Source organism: Bradyrhizobium sp. USDA 3650, from assembly GCF_054057395.1.
Genome location: NZ_JBSRZG010000001.1, coordinates 2,167,006 through 2,185,151, shown reverse-complemented (window position 1 = coordinate 2,185,151; position 18,146 = coordinate 2,167,006). Strand labels below are relative to the sequence as shown.

Annotated in this window: 22 protein-coding genes and 1 tRNA gene; 10 read left to right on the top strand and 13 right to left on the bottom strand. The window is 64.6% G+C overall.

Annotated elements, in window-relative coordinates; translation table 11 throughout:
• The first annotated feature begins 22 nt into the window (after positions 1-22).
• The 5 genes from ACVIN2_RS10410 (at position 23) to ACVIN2_RS10390 (ending at position 4,150) form a co-directional block, all read left to right on the top strand.
• A complete protein-coding gene (locus tag ACVIN2_RS10410) occupies positions 23-1,357 on the top strand; it encodes a dihydroorotase (protein WP_456765545.1) in 1,335 nt (444 codons plus the stop codon).
• Between the two features lie 178 nt (positions 1,358-1,535).
• Positions 1,536-2,405: a sulfurtransferase gene (locus tag ACVIN2_RS10405; protein WP_456765544.1), complete on the top strand. Its 870-nt coding sequence runs from the start codon at positions 1,536-1,538 to the stop codon at positions 2,403-2,405.
• Positions 2,406-2,492: 87 nt separating this feature from the next.
• The gene (locus ACVIN2_RS10400; RefSeq protein ID WP_456765543.1) at positions 2,493-3,197 is read left to right on the top strand and encodes an RNA polymerase sigma factor; all 705 of its coding nucleotides are present in this window, start codon (positions 2,493-2,495) and stop codon (positions 3,195-3,197) included.
• A gap of 91 nt (positions 3,198-3,288) precedes the next feature.
• Positions 3,289-3,822 carry a DUF4142 domain-containing protein gene (locus ACVIN2_RS10395; protein WP_456765542.1) on the top strand — a complete coding sequence of 178 codons (534 nt, stop codon included), beginning with the start codon at positions 3,289-3,291 and terminating at the stop codon, positions 3,820-3,822.
• A gap of 10 nt (positions 3,823-3,832) precedes the next feature.
• Complete coding sequence (locus ACVIN2_RS10390) at positions 3,833-4,150, top strand: cupredoxin domain-containing protein (RefSeq protein ID WP_027568641.1); 318 nt, start codon at positions 3,833-3,835, stop codon at positions 4,148-4,150.
• 93 nt (positions 4,151-4,243) lie between these two features.
• Here ACVIN2_RS10390 and ACVIN2_RS10385 read toward each other — a convergent pair whose 3' ends face one another.
• From ACVIN2_RS10385 to ACVIN2_RS10370, 4 genes are all read right to left on the bottom strand, one after another.
• Complete coding sequence (locus tag ACVIN2_RS10385) at positions 4,244-4,510, bottom strand: hypothetical protein (protein WP_007594892.1); 267 nt, start codon at positions 4,508-4,510, stop codon at positions 4,244-4,246.
• Between the two features lie 301 nt (positions 4,511-4,811).
• Complete coding sequence (locus ACVIN2_RS10380) at positions 4,812-5,189, bottom strand: TIGR02301 family protein (protein ID WP_007607220.1); 378 nt, start codon at positions 5,187-5,189, stop codon at positions 4,812-4,814.
• A 48-nt stretch (positions 5,190-5,237) separates the two neighbouring features.
• On the bottom strand, positions 5,238-5,672 hold the full coding sequence (locus ACVIN2_RS10375; protein ID WP_456765541.1) for an NUDIX hydrolase: 435 nt from the start codon (positions 5,670-5,672) through the stop codon (positions 5,238-5,240).
• A gap of 18 nt (positions 5,673-5,690) precedes the next feature.
• Positions 5,691-6,191 (bottom strand): hypothetical protein, encoded by a 501-nt coding sequence (locus tag ACVIN2_RS10370; protein ID WP_456765540.1) that lies wholly within the window; start codon positions 6,189-6,191, stop codon positions 5,691-5,693.
• Between the two features lie 63 nt (positions 6,192-6,254).
• On the opposite strand from ACVIN2_RS10370, the gene ACVIN2_RS10365 reads away from it, so the two are divergent.
• Positions 6,255-7,013 (top strand): SOS response-associated peptidase, encoded by a 759-nt coding sequence (locus ACVIN2_RS10365; RefSeq protein ID WP_456765539.1) that lies wholly within the window; start codon positions 6,255-6,257, stop codon positions 7,011-7,013.
• A gap of 12 nt (positions 7,014-7,025) precedes the next feature.
• Here ACVIN2_RS10365 and ACVIN2_RS10360 read toward each other — a convergent pair whose 3' ends face one another.
• The 6 genes from ACVIN2_RS10360 to ACVIN2_RS10335 all read right to left on the bottom strand — a co-directional run bounded on the left by ACVIN2_RS10360 (position 7,026) and on the right by ACVIN2_RS10335 (position 12,785).
• Positions 7,026-8,219, bottom strand: a complete 1,194-nt coding sequence (locus ACVIN2_RS10360) for a CaiB/BaiF CoA transferase family protein (RefSeq protein WP_456765538.1) — start codon at positions 8,217-8,219, stop codon at positions 7,026-7,028.
• A gap of 36 nt (positions 8,220-8,255) precedes the next feature.
• Positions 8,256-9,185 carry a glycine reductase gene (locus ACVIN2_RS10355; RefSeq protein ID WP_456765537.1) on the bottom strand — a complete coding sequence of 310 codons (930 nt, stop codon included), beginning with the start codon at positions 9,183-9,185 and terminating at the stop codon, positions 8,256-8,258.
• Between the two features lie 71 nt (positions 9,186-9,256).
• Positions 9,257-9,838, bottom strand: a complete 582-nt coding sequence (locus tag ACVIN2_RS10350; protein WP_456765536.1) for a GDP-mannose pyrophosphatase — start codon at positions 9,836-9,838, stop codon at positions 9,257-9,259.
• Between the two features lie 9 nt (positions 9,839-9,847).
• On the bottom strand, positions 9,848-10,291 hold the full coding sequence (locus ACVIN2_RS10345) for a GNAT family acetyltransferase (RefSeq protein ID WP_456765535.1): 444 nt from the start codon (positions 10,289-10,291) through the stop codon (positions 9,848-9,850).
• Complete coding sequence (locus tag ACVIN2_RS10340) at positions 10,288-11,715, bottom strand: FAD-binding oxidoreductase (RefSeq protein ID WP_456765534.1); 1,428 nt, start codon at positions 11,713-11,715, stop codon at positions 10,288-10,290. The genes ACVIN2_RS10345 and ACVIN2_RS10340 overlap by 4 nt, the downstream gene beginning before the upstream one ends.
• Before the next feature lie 80 nt (positions 11,716-11,795).
• Positions 11,796-12,785: an L-threonylcarbamoyladenylate synthase gene (locus tag ACVIN2_RS10335; protein WP_456765533.1), complete on the bottom strand. Its 990-nt coding sequence runs from the start codon at positions 12,783-12,785 to the stop codon at positions 11,796-11,798.
• A gap of 68 nt (positions 12,786-12,853) precedes the next feature.
• On the opposite strand from ACVIN2_RS10335, the gene ACVIN2_RS10330 reads away from it, so the two are divergent.
• Positions 12,854-12,930, top strand: a tRNA-Pro gene (locus tag ACVIN2_RS10330).
• A 415-nt stretch (positions 12,931-13,345) separates the two neighbouring features.
• Entirely contained in the window at positions 13,346-14,320 is a 975-nt protein-coding gene (locus tag ACVIN2_RS10325; protein ID WP_247816830.1) for a tripartite tricarboxylate transporter substrate binding protein, read from the top strand.
• Positions 14,321-14,353: 33 nt separating this feature from the next.
• On the opposite strand, the gene ACVIN2_RS10320 is transcribed toward ACVIN2_RS10325, so the two are convergent.
• The 3 genes from ACVIN2_RS10320 to ACVIN2_RS10310 form a co-directional block, all read right to left on the bottom strand.
• Complete coding sequence (locus ACVIN2_RS10320) at positions 14,354-14,680, bottom strand: hypothetical protein (protein ID WP_456765532.1); 327 nt, start codon at positions 14,678-14,680, stop codon at positions 14,354-14,356.
• A 214-nt stretch (positions 14,681-14,894) separates the two neighbouring features.
• The gene (locus tag ACVIN2_RS10315) at positions 14,895-15,119 is read right to left on the bottom strand and encodes a hypothetical protein (protein WP_007594875.1); all 225 of its coding nucleotides are present in this window, start codon (positions 15,117-15,119) and stop codon (positions 14,895-14,897) included.
• 155 nt (positions 15,120-15,274) lie between these two features.
• A complete protein-coding gene (locus ACVIN2_RS10310) occupies positions 15,275-15,535 on the bottom strand; it encodes a hypothetical protein (RefSeq protein WP_027516488.1) in 261 nt (86 codons plus the stop codon).
• A gap of 183 nt (positions 15,536-15,718) precedes the next feature.
• Between ACVIN2_RS10310 and ACVIN2_RS10305 the strand changes: the two genes are divergently transcribed.
• Complete coding sequence (locus ACVIN2_RS10305; RefSeq protein ID WP_456765531.1) at positions 15,719-16,132, top strand: hypothetical protein; 414 nt, start codon at positions 15,719-15,721, stop codon at positions 16,130-16,132.
• Between the two features lie 191 nt (positions 16,133-16,323).
• A complete protein-coding gene (locus ACVIN2_RS10300) occupies positions 16,324-17,283 on the top strand; it encodes an N-carbamoyl-D-amino-acid hydrolase (protein WP_456765530.1) in 960 nt (319 codons plus the stop codon).
• The last annotated feature ends 863 nt before the right edge of the window (positions 17,284-18,146 follow it).

Below are 18,146 nucleotides of genomic sequence, written 5' to 3'. Positions count from 1 at the left end.
GGGACGAGAGAGGCCTTCAGCCATGACCCAGCGTTTCGACGTGATCCTCAAGGGCGGCACTGTCGTCAACCAGGACGGCGAGGGAGCCCGCGATATCGGCGTCGTCAACGGCCGCATTGCCGAGATTGGCGCGCTCTCGCAGGCTTCCGCCGCCGAAGTGATCGACTGCAAGGGCCTGCACATCCTGCCCGGCGTGATGGACACGCAGGTGCATTTCCGCGAGCCCGGGCTGGAGCAGAAGGAAGACCTCGAGACCGGCTCGCGCAGCGCCGTGATGGGCGGCGTCACCGCCGTGTTCGAGATGCCGAACACCTCGCCATTGACCGTGACCGAGGCCACCTTCACCGACAAGGTGAAGCGTGCCCATCACCGCATGCATTGCGACTTCGCCTTCTTCATCGGCGGCACCCGCGAGAACGTGCAGGACCTGCCGGTGCTGGAGCGAGCGCCCGGTTGCGCCGGCGTCAAGGTGTTCATCGGCTCCTCGACCGGCGCGCTCTTGGTGGAAGACGACGAAAGCCTGCGCCGCATCTTCCAGGTGATTCGCCGCCGCGCAGCCTTCCACGCTGAGGACGAATACCGCCTCAACGAGCGCAAATCGTTGCGCATCGAGGGCGACACGCGCTCGCACCCGGTGTGGCGCGACGAGACCGCGGCGCTGATGGCGACGCAGCGGCTGGTAAAGCTCGCGCACGAGACGGGCAAGCGCATCCATGTGCTGCACATCTCGACCAAGGAAGAGATCGAGTTCCTGCGCGACCACAAGGATGTCGCCTCCTGCGAGGCGACGCCGCATCATCTCACGCTGGTCGCGCCCGAATGCTACGAGCGGCTCGGCACGCTGGCGCAGATGAATCCGCCGGTGCGCGGCGCCGATCACCGCGCCGGCATCTGGCGCGGCATCGAGCAGGGCATCATCGACGTGCTCGGCTCGGACCACGCCCCGCATACGCTTGAAGAAAAACAGAAGACCTATCCGGCCTCGCCCTCCGGTATGACCGGTGTGCAGACGCTGGTGCCGCTCATGCTCGACCATGTCAATGCCGGCCGCCTGTCGCTCGCAAGGTTCGTCGATCTCACCAGCGCCGGCCCCGCGCGCCTCTACAATATGGCCTGCAAGGGCCGCATCGCCGCCGGCTACGACGCCGACTTCACCGTCGTCGATCTCAAGCGCAGCGAGACCATCACCAACAAATGGGTCGCGTCCAAGGCCGGCTGGACCCCCTATGACGGCGTCCGCGTCACCGGCTGGCCCGTCGGCACCTTCATCCGCGGCCGCCGCGTGATGTGGCAGGGCGAACTCGTGACGGCCGCGCAAGGTGAGCCGGTGCGGTTTCTGGAGACGTTGAAGGCGTAAGGATTGCAGGTAAGCGGCACAAACTTCCCACACATCCGGTGTCGTCCTGGCGAAAGCCAGGACCCATTACCCCGACTGCATTTTGTTGCGAAGATGGGTGGCTACGCTTGTGCGCCACAACTTGATCCTGTGGTAATGGGTCCTGGCTTTCGCCAGGACGACGCTGAGGGAGGAATGAATGTCCCAACCGACACCCCTCATCACCACCGAGCAACTCGCGGCCCAGCTCGGCGATCCCAACCTGCGCCTCTACGACTGCACGACCTACAACGAGCCGGTGCCGCCGGGCAGCGACGTGCCCTATCGCGCGGTACCCGGCGACAAGACATTCGAGGCAGGCCACATCCCGGGGGCCGATTTTCTCGACCTGCAAGGCGAGTTCTCCGACGCCTCTGCGCAGCAATTCTTCATGATGCCTGATGTGGCCCAGCTGGAGGCCGCGTTCGGCCGCCACGGCCTCGATGCATCGAAGTCCGTCGTGCTCTACAGCATCGGCACCATGATGTGGTCGACGCGGTTCTGGTGGATGCTGGGCTCGCTCGGCGTCGACGCGCGGGTGCTCGACGGTGGCCTCGACAAATGGAAGGAAGAGGGTCGGCCGGTCGTATCAGGAGGACCGAAGGGTTATCCGGCCACGACCTTCAAGGCCACACCGCGCGCAGATTCCTTCGTCGACAAGAATGCAGTGAAGGCACGGCTCGGCGATCCCGCGACTGTTATCGTCAACGCGCTCGGCCCGCAATTTCATCGCGGCCTCGAGCCGAGCCGCTACGGCCGGCCCGGCCGCGTTCCCGGCAGCGTCAATGTTCCCGCGGCAACCCTCACCAATGCCGACAAGACGCTGACGACGCTCGCCGATGCCGAAGCCAAATTCGTCGCGGCAGGCGTCACCCGCGATAAGAATGTGATCTGCTATTGCGGCGGCGGCATCTCGGCGACGATCGACCTGCTGCTGCTGACGCAGCTCGGCTACGACAAGCTGACGCTGTACGATGCCTCGATGGGCGAGTGGGCGAGGGATCCGGCGCTTCCGGTCGAGACGGATTAGGCCTCCGGGGGAGACCAGAAAGTTGGGAACCTTTCCCTTGGGGCGGCATCCAATGTCCGGACGAAGCCAAACGAGCAGGTGACCGCCATGCCACGGACCGCAGCCGACCTATCCGCCGGCGCCAAAACATCGGAAATCCGGACCTTGGAAGCCGAACTGGTCGAGCGGGCGCGGGGCCGTGACGAGGCCGCGTTGCGCGAGATCATGCAGGCCAATAACCGCAGGCTCTATCGTCTGGCGCGCGGAATCCTGCGCAGCGACAGCGAAGCCGAGGATGTCGTTCAGGAAACCTATGTCCGCGCCTTCACCCATCTCGACAGCTTCCGCGGCGAGTCCGGGCTGTCGACCTGGCTGTCGCGCATCGCCATCAACGAGGCGCTTGGCCGGGCGCGAAGCACCAGGCCGCATGTCGAGCTCGGCTCGGTGCCTGAAGCGATGCTCGAGGCGCAGATCATCAAATTTCCCGCTTCTCCCGCAGGCGATCCGGAAAGGACCATGGCCCAACGTGAAATCCAGCGCGTCGTCGAGCGCGCCATCGATGAATTACCGGATGTCTTCCGCATGGTCTTCGTCGCACGCGTCATGGAAGGCATGAACATCGAGGAGACTGCCGAGCTGCTCGGCGTCAAGCCCGAGACCGTGAAGACGCGGCTGCACCGTGCGCGGACCATGCTGCGCGAGAACGTCGAGAAGGAGATTGGTCCGGTGGTGATGGATGCGTTCCCGTTCGCCGGGTGGCGCTGCGAGCGGCTGACCGTGTCGGTGCTGAAGCGGCTCGGCATCGGCGGCTGAAGTTTTTCGGGAACGTTCGCGCCATAGTCCCATCCAACGCCTGTGAAGCAACGCGCCGGCAAAGCGTCCGGCACCACAGGAGTGTCAAACCATGTTCGTTCGTTGGAGCGCGGCGATTGCCGCTGCAGTCTTGTTGTCGAGCCCCGCGCTGCTGCAAGGCGCCCGTGCAGCCGACAAGCTGACCGATCCGCAGATCGCCCATATCGCCTACACCGCGGGCCTGATCGACATCAACGCAGCCAAGCAGGCGCAGAAGAAGACCAAGAACAAGGACGTGAAGGCGTTTGCCGACGACATGCTGCGCGACCACGAGGCCGTCAACAAGCAGGCGCTCGCGCTGGTCAAGAAGCTGAACGTCACGCCTGAAGACAACGACACCAGCAAGGCGCTGTCGAAGCAGGCGAGCGAGAAGGTCGCCGAACTGGACAAGCTGAGCGGTGCGGCCTTCGACAAGGCCTATGTCGCGAACGAGGTCGCCTATCACAAGACGGTCAACGGCGCGCTGGAAACCCAGCTCATTCCATCCGCCAGCAATGCTGAACTGAAGAGCCTGCTGCAGACCGGCCTGAAAATCTTCCAGGGGCATCAGCAGCATGCCGAGCATGTCGCGGCGGAGCTGAAATAGGGAGGCGATGATGCCGGGACGATTGTCTGCGATCGTGTCAGCGGTCCTGCTCGTGGCGTTGGCCGTCCCGGCGCACGCTGCGACCATCGAGATCACGATGGAGAATCTCGAAGTGTCGCCGAAAGACGCTTCGGCCAAGGTCGGCGACACCATTGAATGGATCAACAAGGACGTGTTCGCCCACACCGCGACTGCTGGGAACGGCGATTTCGACGTCAACCTGCCGGCGAAAAAATCAGGGACGTTGGTTCTCAAGAAGGCAGGCACGGTGGATTATTACTGCCGCTATCATCCCAACATGAAAGCGACGCTCAAGATCGAGCCGTAACGGGCTGGGGAGCGCATTCGCGGCGGCAGCGGAAACTGGCCCCGCCCGCGTGGCGGGGGCATTTTCGGCAAGGCTTACTGCCTGGAGAAAGACTTACTGTCTGGAAATGTCGACCGAGAATTCGCCGTTGCGGATGCGGCCGGGAAAGCCTTCGACGAACTTCGCCACCGCGTCCTCGCCATAGGTGCCGACGAGCTCGGCAAGGGCCGCGAACAGGCTCGCCTGCGCCAGGCAGTCGCCGTCGACGCCATCATGGCGCGCTTCGGCCCAGGCCTCGTTGAGATAGCTCAGTGCGGCCTGCTTCTGCTCGTGATCGGGCAGCGGCGCGCGTGCGGGGGCGTAGGACACTGGATGGCTCATGAAACTCGATCAGGGCTGGGGCGCGATCCACGGCGATGCGCTGTGCGAGAGGTGTAGCACGCGCGTTAACGCCCGCTAGGCCACATCTTTAGGAACGGTTAACGGCTGTGTACAAAGTCGATGACAGGGTTCCCCGCCGCGCGTCCGACAGCCCAATCCTCATGGTGAGGAGCGCGTTCTTCGCGCGCGTCTCGAACCATGCGGGCCCCGCTAAAGCCGGGCCTTTCATCCTTCGAGACGCCCGCTTTGGCGGGCTCCTCAGGATGAGGAATTTGCGTTGCAGGATGAAGCCGACAGGAATTCAGTTCGCGTAACGCGCCGTCAGATCGCGCGAGATCTTCGCGCCTTCCTCGATGTAGCGGCGGATCGCCACCGTCGCGGCTGGCGTGCAGCTCCGGTAGGTCTGCTGAAAACCGTTATAGCCGCGGTTGAAGCCGGCGATCATGCGAGTGCGGCGTTCGCCCGCGGGGGTTTCGGCATCGATCAGCGCCTGCATCTCGCTGCGCCATTTGTTGCCCTCGTTGGACCCGCAGATGCCGCGCAGATAGTGCAGCCCGCCGAGGATCTCCGCCAGCCGCTGCAAATCGCCGTCAAACGGCGCTGCCCCGTCCTGAGCCCTCGTGGGCACCGAGGCACAGGCGAGAATCAGGGCAAAAATGGCCAGAAATCGCGTCGACATCGGCGGGGTGTATGCCTCCTCGGGGCGGTGGACGCAAGGCGGGGGCGGTCAGGGGCCGATCAGCCGGTGGGCCGACTGGATGATCTCTTCCAGCCCGCCGGTCAGCTTGAGCTCGCCAAGGCACGCCAGGGCCTCCGGGGCGATCCAGCGGTAGTCGTCGAGCTCGTCGTTGAGAACCGGCTCCCGGGCCACCCAGCGGGCAGCAAAGGACATGATCAAATAGTGGCCGGCGCCGGCCGCGGCCGGGAGCACCTCGCGCCAGCCCGCGAGGCCGATGATGTCGATATCGAGCCCGGTCTCCTCGTCGATCTCGCGCGCTAGCGCCTGGTGCAGCGATTCGCCGAACTCGACCCGGCCGCCCGGCAGCGAATAGAACCCCTTTGCCGGCGAGCGTGCGCGACGGGTCAGAAGCACCTTGCCGTCACGAAAAATCGCGGCACTGACCGCGATCTGGGGACGGGTGGGCTGAACGATCGCAGCCATGACTTCACCTGCTCGGGCCTAGTTCGCCATGATGTTGTCGACGTCGGCTTCCGCGCCGCCATTGATGATGCCGCCGCAGGCCGCGATCAGCGGCTTGACCCACTGGGCGGCTTGCTCGGCGAGGCGCACGCGGGTCGTGTCCTTCTCGACCTCGCGCATGGCCGAACCGACCGCCGACAGGATCGAGGTCATGGTGTCGGTGAGATGGTCGAACTGGGCGCGCACGTTCGGCTCGGCCTTTTCATAGGCCTCGATCGCCAGATCCCGGGCCTTGAAATTCGAGGCCGTGAAATGCTCGGCATAGGACAGCGGCGACCAGGTCAGAAAATCTTCCGCGCATTCCGGCATGTCCGGCACCATTTCCAGCAGCATCACGGCTTCATTGAAATGGTTGAGATAGTCGGTGGCAAGCCCGGTCCGCGGGTTGATGTTGGCCACGCGCAGCCGCTCGGCCCAGGCCGCGGCCTCGGGCGCCGTCTGTCTATGCATTCGCGCCGGCTGGGAGACCGTTGAGCTCATCTGCCGCAGTGTTAACGTTCGGGGTTAAAAGGACCTGAACGGACCCTATATAGGCCCTCGAGGATGTGTGGACGCTTCGTCATAACTTCGACCCCCGCGGCTTTGCGGCAACTGTTCGGCTACATTGAGCAGCCGAACTTCCCGCCCCGGTTCAATGTGGCCCCGACACAACCGATTCCGGTCGTGCTGGCCGAGAACGGCGCGCGCCATTTTCGCCTGATGCGCTGGGGACTGCTGCCGGGCTGGGTCAAGGATCCCCGCGGGTTTACGCTCCTGATCAATGCGCGTTCCGAGACGGTGCTGGACAAGCCCGCCTTCAAACGCGCGATTCGCCGGCGCCGCGGCCTGATTCCGGCCGACGGCTATTACGAATGGAAGACGGAGGATGGCCGCAAGCAGCCCTTCTTCATCCATCGCGCCGACGGCGCGCCGCTCGGCTTTGCCGCATTGTTCGAGACCTGGGTCGGGCCGAACGGCGAGGAGCTCGACACGGTCGCGATCGTCACGGCGGCGGCGGGCGAGGATCTCGCCACGCTGCATGACCGCGTGCCCGTCACCATCAGCCCGCGCGATTTCGAGCGCTGGCTCGACAGCCGCAGCGATGACGTCGATGCCGTGTTGCCGCTGATGACCGCCCCGCGCATCGGCGAATTCGCCTGGCACCCGGTCTCCACCCGAGTCAACCGCGTCGTCAACGACGACGACCAGTTGCTGCTTCCGATCAGCGCGGAGGAGATGGAGGCGGAGGCGGTGAAGCCGAAGAAGGTGGTGCGGAAAGCGGCGGTTGGCTCGGCCGATGACGGGCAGGGGTCGTTGTTTTAGGCGGCTTCGCCCTTAAACGATCTCCCGCGCCCGCAGCGCCGCAATCTCGGCCGCGTCAAATCCCAGCTCGCCCAGTATCGCGTCCGTATCCGCACCGAGCTCCGGCGCCATGCGGTCGAGCCTGCCGCCGCCATGCGCGAGCTTGAAGCCGCTGCCGGCAAAGCGCAGGCGGCCATAGGGCGTATCGAGCTCCTGGATCGCGCCGCGCGCCTTGATCTGCGGATGGTCGATCACTTCCTCGACCTTCCAGATGCTGGCGCAGGGCGCGCCGGCATCTTCAAGGATGGTCTCCCATTCGCGCGCGGGCCTTGCCGCGAGCGCTTCCTCGATGATGGCGCGTAGCGCCGGCTCGTGCTCGTTGCGCGCGAACCAGTCGGCAAAGCGCGGATCGCTGAGCGTGTCCTCGCGGCCGAGCGCAGACATCAGCGCGCGATATTGCTTCTCGTTGTTGACGGCGAGCAGGATATGACCGTCGCCGCATTTGAACAAATTCGCCGTGGTCCTGCGGCTGACGGCCTGATTGCCCGACAGCTGCTGGCGATGGCCGGCAACCGACCAGTCCGCGATCTGTCCCGACAGGAACGCCATCGTCGCCTCCAGCATGGAGACGTCGATGAGCTGGCCCTTGCCGGTGCGATCGCGCTGGTACAGCGCGCTCGACACGCCAAAGGCAGCGGTCGCGCCCGACAGCACGTCGCACACGGCAAAGCCCGCACGCGTCGGGCCGGTTTCGGTATGACCCGTGATCGCCATGATGCCGGACAGCGCCTGCATCTTGCCGTCATAGCCGGGGCGCAGCCGGTCCGGACCGGTCTGGCCGAAACCGGACACCGCGCAGTAGATCAGCTTCGGATTGATCGCGGACAGCGCCTCGTAGCCGATGCCGAGCTTGTCCATCACGCCGGGGCGGAAATTTTCCATGACCACGTCGACCTGCGCGGCGAGCTTCTTCACGATCGCGATCGCATCGGGTTTTTGCAGATCGAGCGTCAGGCTGCGCTTGTTGCCGTTGATGGCCTGGAACGCTGGCGCCAGACCGCGGTCGGCCCATTCGCGCGAGAGCGGCGTGCGGCGCATGTCCTCGCCCTCGCGCCGCTCGACCTTGATGACGTCGGCGCCCAGGAGCGCGAGCTGGTAGCTCGCATAAGGCCCGGCCAGCACTTGCGTGAAGTCCAGGATCTTCACGCCCTCGAACGGTCGCGTCACGTCGCTCTCCCTTTTTGTTTTGGTTGTCGGAGGACGTCAGGCGGCGCGATTGCCGCGCGCGATCTCCTTCTGCTTGTCGAATTCGGCACGGCGGCGCGCCAGCTCTTCGGCTGAGAGCTGCGCGACGTTGTTGTAGTCGAGCTTCCAGGAGGCGTCCTCGCTCCAGCGCAGCGGCGACTGCATGGTGGTCTGCGGGCCGCTCGCGGTTTCCAGCAGTTTCAGCGCCAGCTCGAGCGTCTGCGCCTGCGAGGCGACGTCGTGCGGCTTGCCGGCGGAATTGCCGAGCGGGAAATCCGAGAACAGGAAGCGCGGCACGGCGGCGTGCTCGATGATGTCCTTGGCGCAACCCATGATCACGGTCGGAATGCCGTTCGCCTCGAGATGCCGCGCCACCAGCGCCGTGGTCTGGTGACAGACCGGGCAGTTCGGCACTAGTACCGCGACGTCGACCTTGTCGGCCAGACAGCGCGCCAGAATCTCCGGCGCGTCGGTGTCGAGAGTGACGCGATGGCTGCGGTTGGTCGGCGCGCCGAAGAAGCGCGGGGCCACCTCGCCGATGCGCTCCGCAGCGCTCGCCTTCAAAAGCTGCGGCAGCGGAAACCAGGTGCCGTTGTCGGTGGCCGTGGTGTGCTTGCGGTCGTAGCCGATATGCGAGATGCGAAGGTCGTGTGGCTTCGCCGTGTCGCCGTCATAGACCTGGTAGAATTTCGCGCCGCCATTATACGCCGCGCCCGGGCCCTGGTCGCCCTTGGTGGGGTCGTATGGTGCGGCCGTCGTGATGATGGTGACGCGCGACTGCGACAGCGGCTTCTTCAGCGGCTGGAACGGCGCCTCGGTGTAGTGCGCCCAGCGATACGCGGTGGTGTAGCCAATCGCGGCGTAATAGTCCCGCGTGCGCTGCATATAGGGCACGGGGGCGTCATAATCGGGCGCAAAACCGAATTCGTCGTCGCGCGAAGCGGACATGGGGCGCGTCTCCTGGTTCTTGTTGGCCACAGACTAGAGATAGTCGGGGGTGAGCTCAAGAGTAAGCAAGTTCACCGAAACACATGCAGCGCCACATGCTGCAGCAGCATGATGGCCTTGGCGTCGATGATGCGCCCGTCCGCGATCATCGCCAGCGCCTCGTCGATGCCGAGCTCCAGCACCTCGATGTCCTCGCCTTCATGTTCGAGGCCGCCGCCGTCGCTGACCCGCATCTCCGGCTCGTATTCGGCGACGAAGAAATGCAGCTTCTCGGTGATGGCGCCGGGGCTCATGAACGCCTCGAACACCTTGTGGACGTGGTGCAGGCGATAGCCGGTTTCCTCCTCGGCCTCGGCGCGGATGCGTATCTCGGGCGAGGCATCGTCCAGCACGCCGGCGGCCGCCTCGATCAGCAAATCGTCGTAGCCGCGAATGAACGCCGGCAGGCGGAATTGCTTCACCAGGATCACCGTACGGCGTGCCAGACTATACGGCAGCACGGCGGCGGCGTTATCGCGCTCATAGGTCTCGCGATGCTGCGTTTGCCATTCGCCATTGGCGCGCCGGTACTCGAACGTGGTGTTCTTCAGCGTGGTCCAGCCGTCCGAGAGCACGCGGACGTCCTTGATGCGGACGCGGTCGGAAATGGTCATGGCTCGATCTCAATTGCTTGGCGTTGTGGTGCGGCCGTCGAGCCACTTCTGGAACATCACCGAGGTCGATTCCTCGAAACCCAGCGACTGGTAGAACGCATTGGCTTGCTCATTACCGCGCCGGACCAGGAGCTGGAGTTTCAAAATTCCGGCTTGACGCAGCCAGTCTTCGGCCGCCGCCATGATGACGCGTCCGTAGCCACGCTTCTGGCTACCCGGATCGACGGCGACGTAATAGACCCAGCCGCGATGGCCGTCATGGCCGACCATCACGGTGGCGACGATGGCGCCGCCGTCGCGGCCGAGCAGGATCGTGGAATTGTCGCGTCGCCGCGCCAGCGCGATGTCGGCATGCGGATCGTTCCACGGCCGCGTCAGCCCGCAGCGCTGCCACAGCGCAACCACGGGCTCGACATCGGCCTCGGTGATCGTGTCGATCGAGAGCGCACTCACAGCACTTTGCCCGGGTTCATGATTCCAAGTGGATCGAGCATCGCCTTGAACTGTCGCATCAGCTCGATTGCAGTCTTGTCCTTCACATCGGGCAGCTCGTCGCGCTTGAGCACGCCGATACCGTGCTCCGCCGAGATCGAGCCGCCCATGCGCAGCACGATGGCGAACACGACCGCGTTCATCTCGTGCCAGCGCGCCAGATAATCCGCGGTGTTGGCGCCGATGGGCTGGCTGACATTGTAGTGCAGATTGCCGTCGCCGAGATGGCCGAACGGCACCGGCCGCGCGCCGGGGATCAGCTTGACCACGGCTTCATTGGCCTCGGCGATGAAGGCGGGCACGGTGGCCACCGGCACGGAAATATCGTGCTTGATCGAGCCGCCCTCCGGCTTCTGCGCCGACGACATCTCGTCGCGCAGCTTCCAGAATCCGGCGCGCTGCGTCAGATTGGCCGCGATCACCGCGTCGTCGACGATCTCGTCCTCCATGGCGCGGCCGAGGATGGTTTCCAGTGGCGTGCGGGCATCGTCGCCGGGTGACGATAATTCCATCAGCACGTACCAGGCATGCTTTTGCGCGAGCGGATCGCGCACATCGATGCCGTGGCGAATCGAGAAATCGACCGCCATCTCCGAGAGCAATTCAAAACTCGTGAGCGCATTGGCGGCCTCGCTTTGCGCGATCGCCAGCAGCTTCAGCGCGGCGTCCGGCGACTTCAACCCGACGAAGGCGGTCTCGATCGACCGCGGCTTCGGAAACAGCTTCAGCGTCGCCGCGGTGATGATGCCGAGCGTGCCTTCCGCGCCAATGAAAAGGTTGTGCAGATTGTAGCCGGTGTTGTCCTTCTTCAGCTTCGACAGCACGTTGAGCACGCGCCCGTCGGCCAGCACCACCTCAAGCCCCAGCGCCATCTCGCGCGCGACGCCATAGGCGAGCGCGGCCGTGCCGCCGGCATTGGTCGAGAGATTGCCGCCGATGGTGCAGCTCCCTTCCGCGCCGAGCGAGAGCGGAAACAGCCGGTCGAATTCCGCGGCCTTCTGCTGCGCGATCTGCAGCACGACGCCGGCCTCACAGGTCATGGTGTTCGACGCAGTATCGACCTCGCGGATCTTGTCCAGCCGCCGCAGCGACACCACCACCTCGCCATGGTGCGGGGTCTGGCCGCCGACGAGCCCGGTATTGCCGCCCTGCGGCACCAGTGCGATTTTGTGCTCGGAGGCGAGCTCGCAGATCGCGGCGACTTCGGCGGTCGAGCCCGGGCGCAGCACCAGCGGCGAGCGGCCGTGGAACAGATTGCGCTCCTCGGTGACATAGGCCTCGATGTCAGCCGCATCGGTGATGGCGTGCCTCTCGCCGACGATCTTGCGGAATTGTTCGATCAGCTCGGGCGCAAGCGGAGCGATGGCGGAATGATTGACGTTCATGGTGGTGTCTCTTCTCAAGCTTCTTACTCTTTGCGCATGATCTTGTCGGAAAACCGCGACACACTTTTCCGGATCATGCGCTATCTCGCGACCGCAGCCCGGCGCAGCCGGTCGTTGATCGCTTCGCCCAGATCTTGTTCAGGGATCGCCATCACCGCGATCGCCCGCGGCCCCCTGGCATCGAGGGCGCGAAGATAGCCGAACAGATTGGCGGCGGCTTCATCGAGATCGCCGCTGGGCGACAAATTCATGACCGCGGTGGCGGCCTCCAGACCAGACAGGCGCGCGGGGCCGAACGCCAGCAGCGCTTCGCCCGGCGCGACGTCCTGCGCATTGAGCCGCACATTGGCGCGCGGCGCATAATGCGAGGCCAGCATGCCCGGGGCCAGCGGCTGGCTGTCGTCGCTGTCGGGCTCCGCCGGCAGTCGCGCCAGCGGTGCGCCGAGCACGGCCTCGATCCGCTCGCGTGACAGCCCGCCGGGCCGCAGCAGCATCGGCGCCGCAAAGCAGCCGACGATGGTCGATTCGACGCCGACCGTAACGGGCCCGCCGTCGACGATCAGGTCGATCCGCCCTGCAAGGTCGCCCTCGACATGGGCTGCCAGCGTCGGCGAGACGTGGCCGGAAAGGTTGGCGGACGGCGCCACCACCGCCCCGCCGAAGGCGCGCAAGATCGCTTGCGCCACCGGATGGGCCGGAATGCGGATCGCGACCGTATCGAGGCCGGCGGTGGCAAGCTCGGCCACCGGGCAGTTTTCCGTCTTCGGCACTACCAGCGTCAGCGGCCCCGGCCAGAACGCCTCCGCGAGGCGCAAGGCGCAGGCGTCGAATCGCCCGATCCTTCGCGCGGCCACGAGGTCGGCGACATGCGCGATCAGCGGATTGAAGGCCGGCCGCCCCTTGGCGGCGTAAAGATGGGCGATCGCGCCGGCATTTCCGGCGTCCGCCCCGAGCCCGTAGACCGTCTCGGTCGGGAACGCGACCAGCCCGCCGGCGACCAATGTCCGGGCGGCAGCTTCCGCGCCGGCTTCGCCGGCCGGTAAAATCAGCGTTTCAAGACCCGTTTTCACAGAGATAAGATTCCTCAGCTCGGCCGCTTGCGGTGCGCCAAACCCGACGCTATAAGCCGGCCTCTTGTCGGAGTGTGGCTCAGCCCGGTAGAGCACTGCGTTCGGGACGCAGGGGTCGCAGGTTCGAATCCTGCCACTCCGACCATTCTTCCAAAAGTCGACGTTCTTCTAGAGGCTCGGCGGACCGGTCGCCGGGGCCTCGGAAGCGCCTTATTGCAACGATTTAGGGCGCGGGTCCACGGCCGATTTGGCCGGACAGAGGCGTGTGCCGCAGCGGCATGGCTTTCTTTTCGCCGGCATCCCTGATCCGGCGTTGCAGGGTAGGTCAGAGAATTACCGTCTCGCCGCGAGCGAGCCAATCAAAAGCATCGCCAGGCACGGCTCCCACGCGGCCCTCCTCTGACCCTTCCGCAATTGCCTCGAAACCGCCGGAGCTCATTAAGCGCTCGCGCTCGGGACGATCGGTTGCCATCCGGTCAGGCCGACGGTTAGATGAACCTGCACTCGATCGCAGCTTTCAAGCAGCGATCGGCCAATAACAAAAAACAGGGCAGGAAATCATGAACAAGAAAATCGTCGCGCTCGTTGCAGCTTTTACCTTCGCTGCTTGCGGATCGGCATGGGCCGCGTGGCCGGAAGACAAGCCAATCGAAGTCGTCGTCGGCTTTGCGCCCGGCGGCGGTACCGATGTGATGGCTCGCAAACTTCTTCCCTTTGTTGAGCGCGCGCTAGGCGGCAAGGCGAAGTTTGTCGTCCTGAACAAGCCTGGCGCTGGTGGAGAGATCGCGTTTGCAGCGATCGCGCGCGCGGCGCCCGACGCCTATTCGATCGGCGTCGTCAACGTGCCGGGCTACAACTTTCTGCCGATGACGCGCAAAACCCAATACACCACGGATGAAATCCGGCTGGTCGCACGGATCGTTGAAGATCCGAACGTGATGGTGGTTCCCGCGGACAGCAGATTCAAGAATCTGCCGGATGTCATTGCCGCACTTCGCAGCAAGCCGGGCTCGGTGACGTTCGGTCACAACGGTGCGGGCACGAACGGTCATTTGGCCATTCGGATGCTGGCAGCAGCCGCGAAGGTCGAGCCCAACGAAATCTCTTACAGAGGAACGGCCGCGCAGCGGACCGATCTATTGGGCGGGCATCTGGAAGTCGGGATGGTCACTCTCAGCGAGATTCCCGAATTGCATGGCACCAACAAGGGGCCACTTCGCGTCATCGCGATCCTGTCGAAGAAGCGCTTTCCGTCGCTGCCCGAAGTTCCGACAGCGGAGGAAGTGGGCTTTCCGATCACGACGACAGCAGAACGCGGCTTCGCGGTCCCGAAGGGCGTTCCGGACGACATCGTCAAGAAGCTGGAAGCCGGGATTGCCGAAGGCCTGCGCAATCCCGAATACCTGACGAATTCGCCCGGCGACGAGCCGGTGATCGCCTTCCTGACTGGCGCTGAGTGGCAGAAACGCCTCGACGGCATGTCTGAGGCGTTGCGTCCTTATGCTGAAGACATGCGCGCGAACGAGCAGAAGTAATCAACCCTGCTGTCGCCGGCGGTTGTCGCGGGCCTACCGCCGCGCCACCAGCACGCCAATCATAAACGCAATCATCAGCGCGGGCAGCGGCGCCTCGCGAACCATGCCGCGAACGACGTGTGTCCAATGTTGCTCCGGGACGAGGTTCGGAGACCTGATCTCCGGCGTTGGCGTGATGCCCCATTCCGACGCTAGCTCTGCGACCTCGCTCGATGCGAGCCGCACGCCATCGCGGACGCGGAAGATCGCTGCGTCGGATCGTTCGCCTGGTGCGAGCGCCATCAGCGTCGCGACGGCTGTGCGCAACGTCATCTCGCCGTAGCCTTGCAGCCTCACGGATTCCTCAGGATCGGACGTCATCGGAGATCCCTCACAGCGCCAAATGCCTTACAACGCGAAGTGGCGCGCGATGGTGAACGCCATCGTCGCGCACAGGACCAGCGTGGATACCGCGCCGGCCACGCCGCGCGCGAGATCGGCCCGCGTCAGGTGCCTGGTCATGATTTTGCTCCATGCTCGGCATGGCAATGGCGGGGAGGCGGCGTTGGTTCCTTGCGCGACGGGCGAACGCCGGCTATTTCCGCAGCAGCTCGCTCAGCGCCGCCGTCGCCTCGGCGCAGCGGATGTCGTCGATCTCGCGCGACAGGCTGAGCGCGCTCGATCTGAGCTCTTCGACTTTCCAGCTCTCCGGGTGCTGGGTCTCGAGTTGACCGAGCCGCTTGTTCAGATCGTCCAATCTGGTTTGCAATTGTTCGACGCTGGCGGCCCCATTCACCACCCAGACTCGTTGCGCACGCATCGTAGTTCCCCTGCTCGTCTCACGGCGTTGTGAGAGGGGTTCGTGGCCGCAATGGGAGTTTCTTTTGTCCGCCTTCAGACGGACGGGAACCGTTGCAGATCAGCAACGGGAGTTCCCTCGCGTCAGCGCGCGTCTGGAGCCCGGCCATCACCACATCAGGCGGCGCGCGGCCACTCGGTCGATTGCTTTTCAAGCCGGCTTTCGAGAATGGCGATGCTCACCCGGATATTGTCGCGCCGGGCCCGCAGGTTCTGCGCGAGCATGGGGTAGGCGACGTTCTGGGGATCGGAGATTCCGGCCTTCCGTTCTTCCTCCAGAATGTCGGCGTCGATCATTCGCATGCGCCAGCGCAGATCAGAGATCAATGCGTGGAGCTGTGTCGGCATGGTCGCTTCGAAACGGGACGTCGGGTGCATGATCGCCTCACGATGAGACAGACCCACTGCGGGTCTGAGGGATTTGACTCCCTCGCAGCAAGCGGAATGCCAGTGCACCGGCTGAGCGAGTTCCTCGCGCGATTGCTACGACGTTGCGCCGGAACGATTGCCACTCTTTCCCGTTGCTGCAGGGGCCTCGATGACGAGGCGATCGAGGGACCCATGCCGCTCATCCGCTATTTCGTATTCACCGGCGGCGCTCTGCTCGCCCTCTTGTACCTTGCTGATTACTACCTGGCCGGTCCCGTGAGCGCCGCCGCCGAAACCGGGCCGGACCTCTCGATCGCCCGAATTCACTCTGCACAGACATGGCCGGAGAAGATCGTCTTCGACACCAACGTCCGACAGATTCCGTTGACCAAAACCGTGGCGTCAACGTCAGATGCGGCGGCGCCAGTCGCGCCGGACGGTACGCGCCAGGCATTTGCCATGGCGGCGCAGCCCGCCGCAGAGCCCAGGCAGGCCAAGGCGGCCGCTCCGAACAAGCGCGTCGCGGAGCGGCATCGTCGCCGCCAGCCGTCGCGCATGGCGGCGCGCAGTCAGTTCTTCAACGAGCCCGTCGCCGCAGAATGGTGAGTGGCGCCCTGTGATGGTGTTTTCGCGCGACGTGGATGCGGTCGATCACCATTCATCCTCGGCGCTCCCCGCGTGACGGTCGAACTGCCTCACGGTTGGGCACCGTGCCGGACAGCGAGGCTGTGCGCGCGACGCATCGCACGATAGTCTCTGCCGCGACCTGACCCGGGAAGCGGACGAGGGAAAGATTCGTGACGAGATTTGTGACGATCGCGGCCGGCCAGCTTGGCCCTATCGCGCGAACCGAGACCAGAACCGCGGTCGTGGCGCGCCTGATGGCCTTGATGCGCCAGGCGCACGCCAACGGCTGCGACCTGATCGTCTATCCCGAGCTCGCACTGACCGCGTTCTTTCCGCGCTGGTATTTCGAGGATCAAGCCGAGATCGACAGCTTTTTCGAGCGCGAGATGCCGGGGCCGGAGACGAGAGGCCTGTTCGATCTCGCGCGCGAGATCGGCATCGGATTTTATCTTGGCTATGCCGAGCTGACGGTCGAGGCCGGAATTGTCAGGCGCTACAACACCTCCATCCTGGTCGAGAAGAGCGGCGCCATCGTCGCGAGATATCGCAAGGTTCATTTGCCCGGGCATGCCGAGCACGAGCCTTGGCGCGAATTCCAGCATCTGGAAAAGCGCTATTTCGAGCCCGGCGATGGTTTTGGCGTGACCGAGGCCTTTGGCGGCGTGATGGGGATGGCGATCTGCAACGATCGCCGCTGGAGCGAGACCTACCGGGTCATGGGGCTGCAGGGCGTCGAGATGGTGATGATCGGCTACAACACGCCGGTGCACAATCCGCCCGCGCCCGAGCATGACGATCTCTCGCTGTTCCACAATCATCTGGTGATGCAGGCCGGCGCCTATCAGAACGGCACCTTCGTGGTCGGCGTCGCCAAGGCCGGTGTCGAGGAGGGCGTCGACCACATCGGCGGAAGCTGCGTCATCGCGCCCTCCGGCGAGATCATCGCGCGATGCACGACCAAGGGCGACGAGATCGCACTGGCCCGCTGCGATCTCGATCTCTGCAACTCCTACAAGCGCACCACCTTCAATTTCGACGTTCACCGTCAGCCGCAGGCCTACCGGATGATCGTCGAACGGAAGGGCGTGACCCTGATGGCGGACGGAACGCCGGTGCGAACGACAGGGTGAGCTCCTGTAGCCCGGGTGAGCGAAGCGATACCCGGGACCGCTGCGAGAGTCCCGGATGTCGCTTCGCTCATCCGGGCTACAAGACCTTGCCGTCGGGCAAAACAGCCGGCGGCTGTCAATCCGTCGCCGCAAAAATATTCCGCTTTACCGAAATTCGGTTTTGGCGTATGTGTCGCCCATCCCGGCTCATCCTTGAGGGGCGATCTTGTGGTCGTCACGTTCGCGAGCCGGGCTTGCGGTGGACGCGGCAGCGTTCGGGTGCGAGGAGTCGGGCAGGGCGGATTGCTCTCCGTGAGCCCAAGGCTTCGTTCCGACGAGCGGCGCTGCTAGGCTTGTCTCGTCTGCAAGTTTCCGGCTCCGTCGACAGGGCTGGAAAAACTGCGGCGAAATGGCGGGCCGTGCGTACGGCAAAACCGTGTGGTCCTGGCCGTCGTTGCTACGGTCAAGCTGTCGCGGAGGTGTGTGCGAGCCCAACCGGGCGGACAGCATCGTTAATTCGCGGGGCGAGGGAGGCCAGAAGGAAAGTTCGGCTCCCGGGAGAGCACGGCATAAGCCGTCCAACCATCGCGCAGGGAAGGCCGAGTGATTGGCTACACCTGTATGCTGCTGTGCGGTTTTCCTGCGTGTGCTTTTCGCGCAGCGGACCGCGGGTGCCAGCCGGCACCCGGCCTTCCCTGCGCCCTCTTGGACAAGAGGGTGGAGTGACGAAGCAAAGCTCGGGCGAAACGCGCCGCGAGGATGTGAAACTGTGTCTTCAAATCAAAATGCGAGCTGGAAGAGTGGCACTGCCGCCCCATACTCCGTCATTGCGAGCGCAGCGAAGCAATCCAGTCTGCCGCCGCGGAGGGATTCTGGATTGCTTC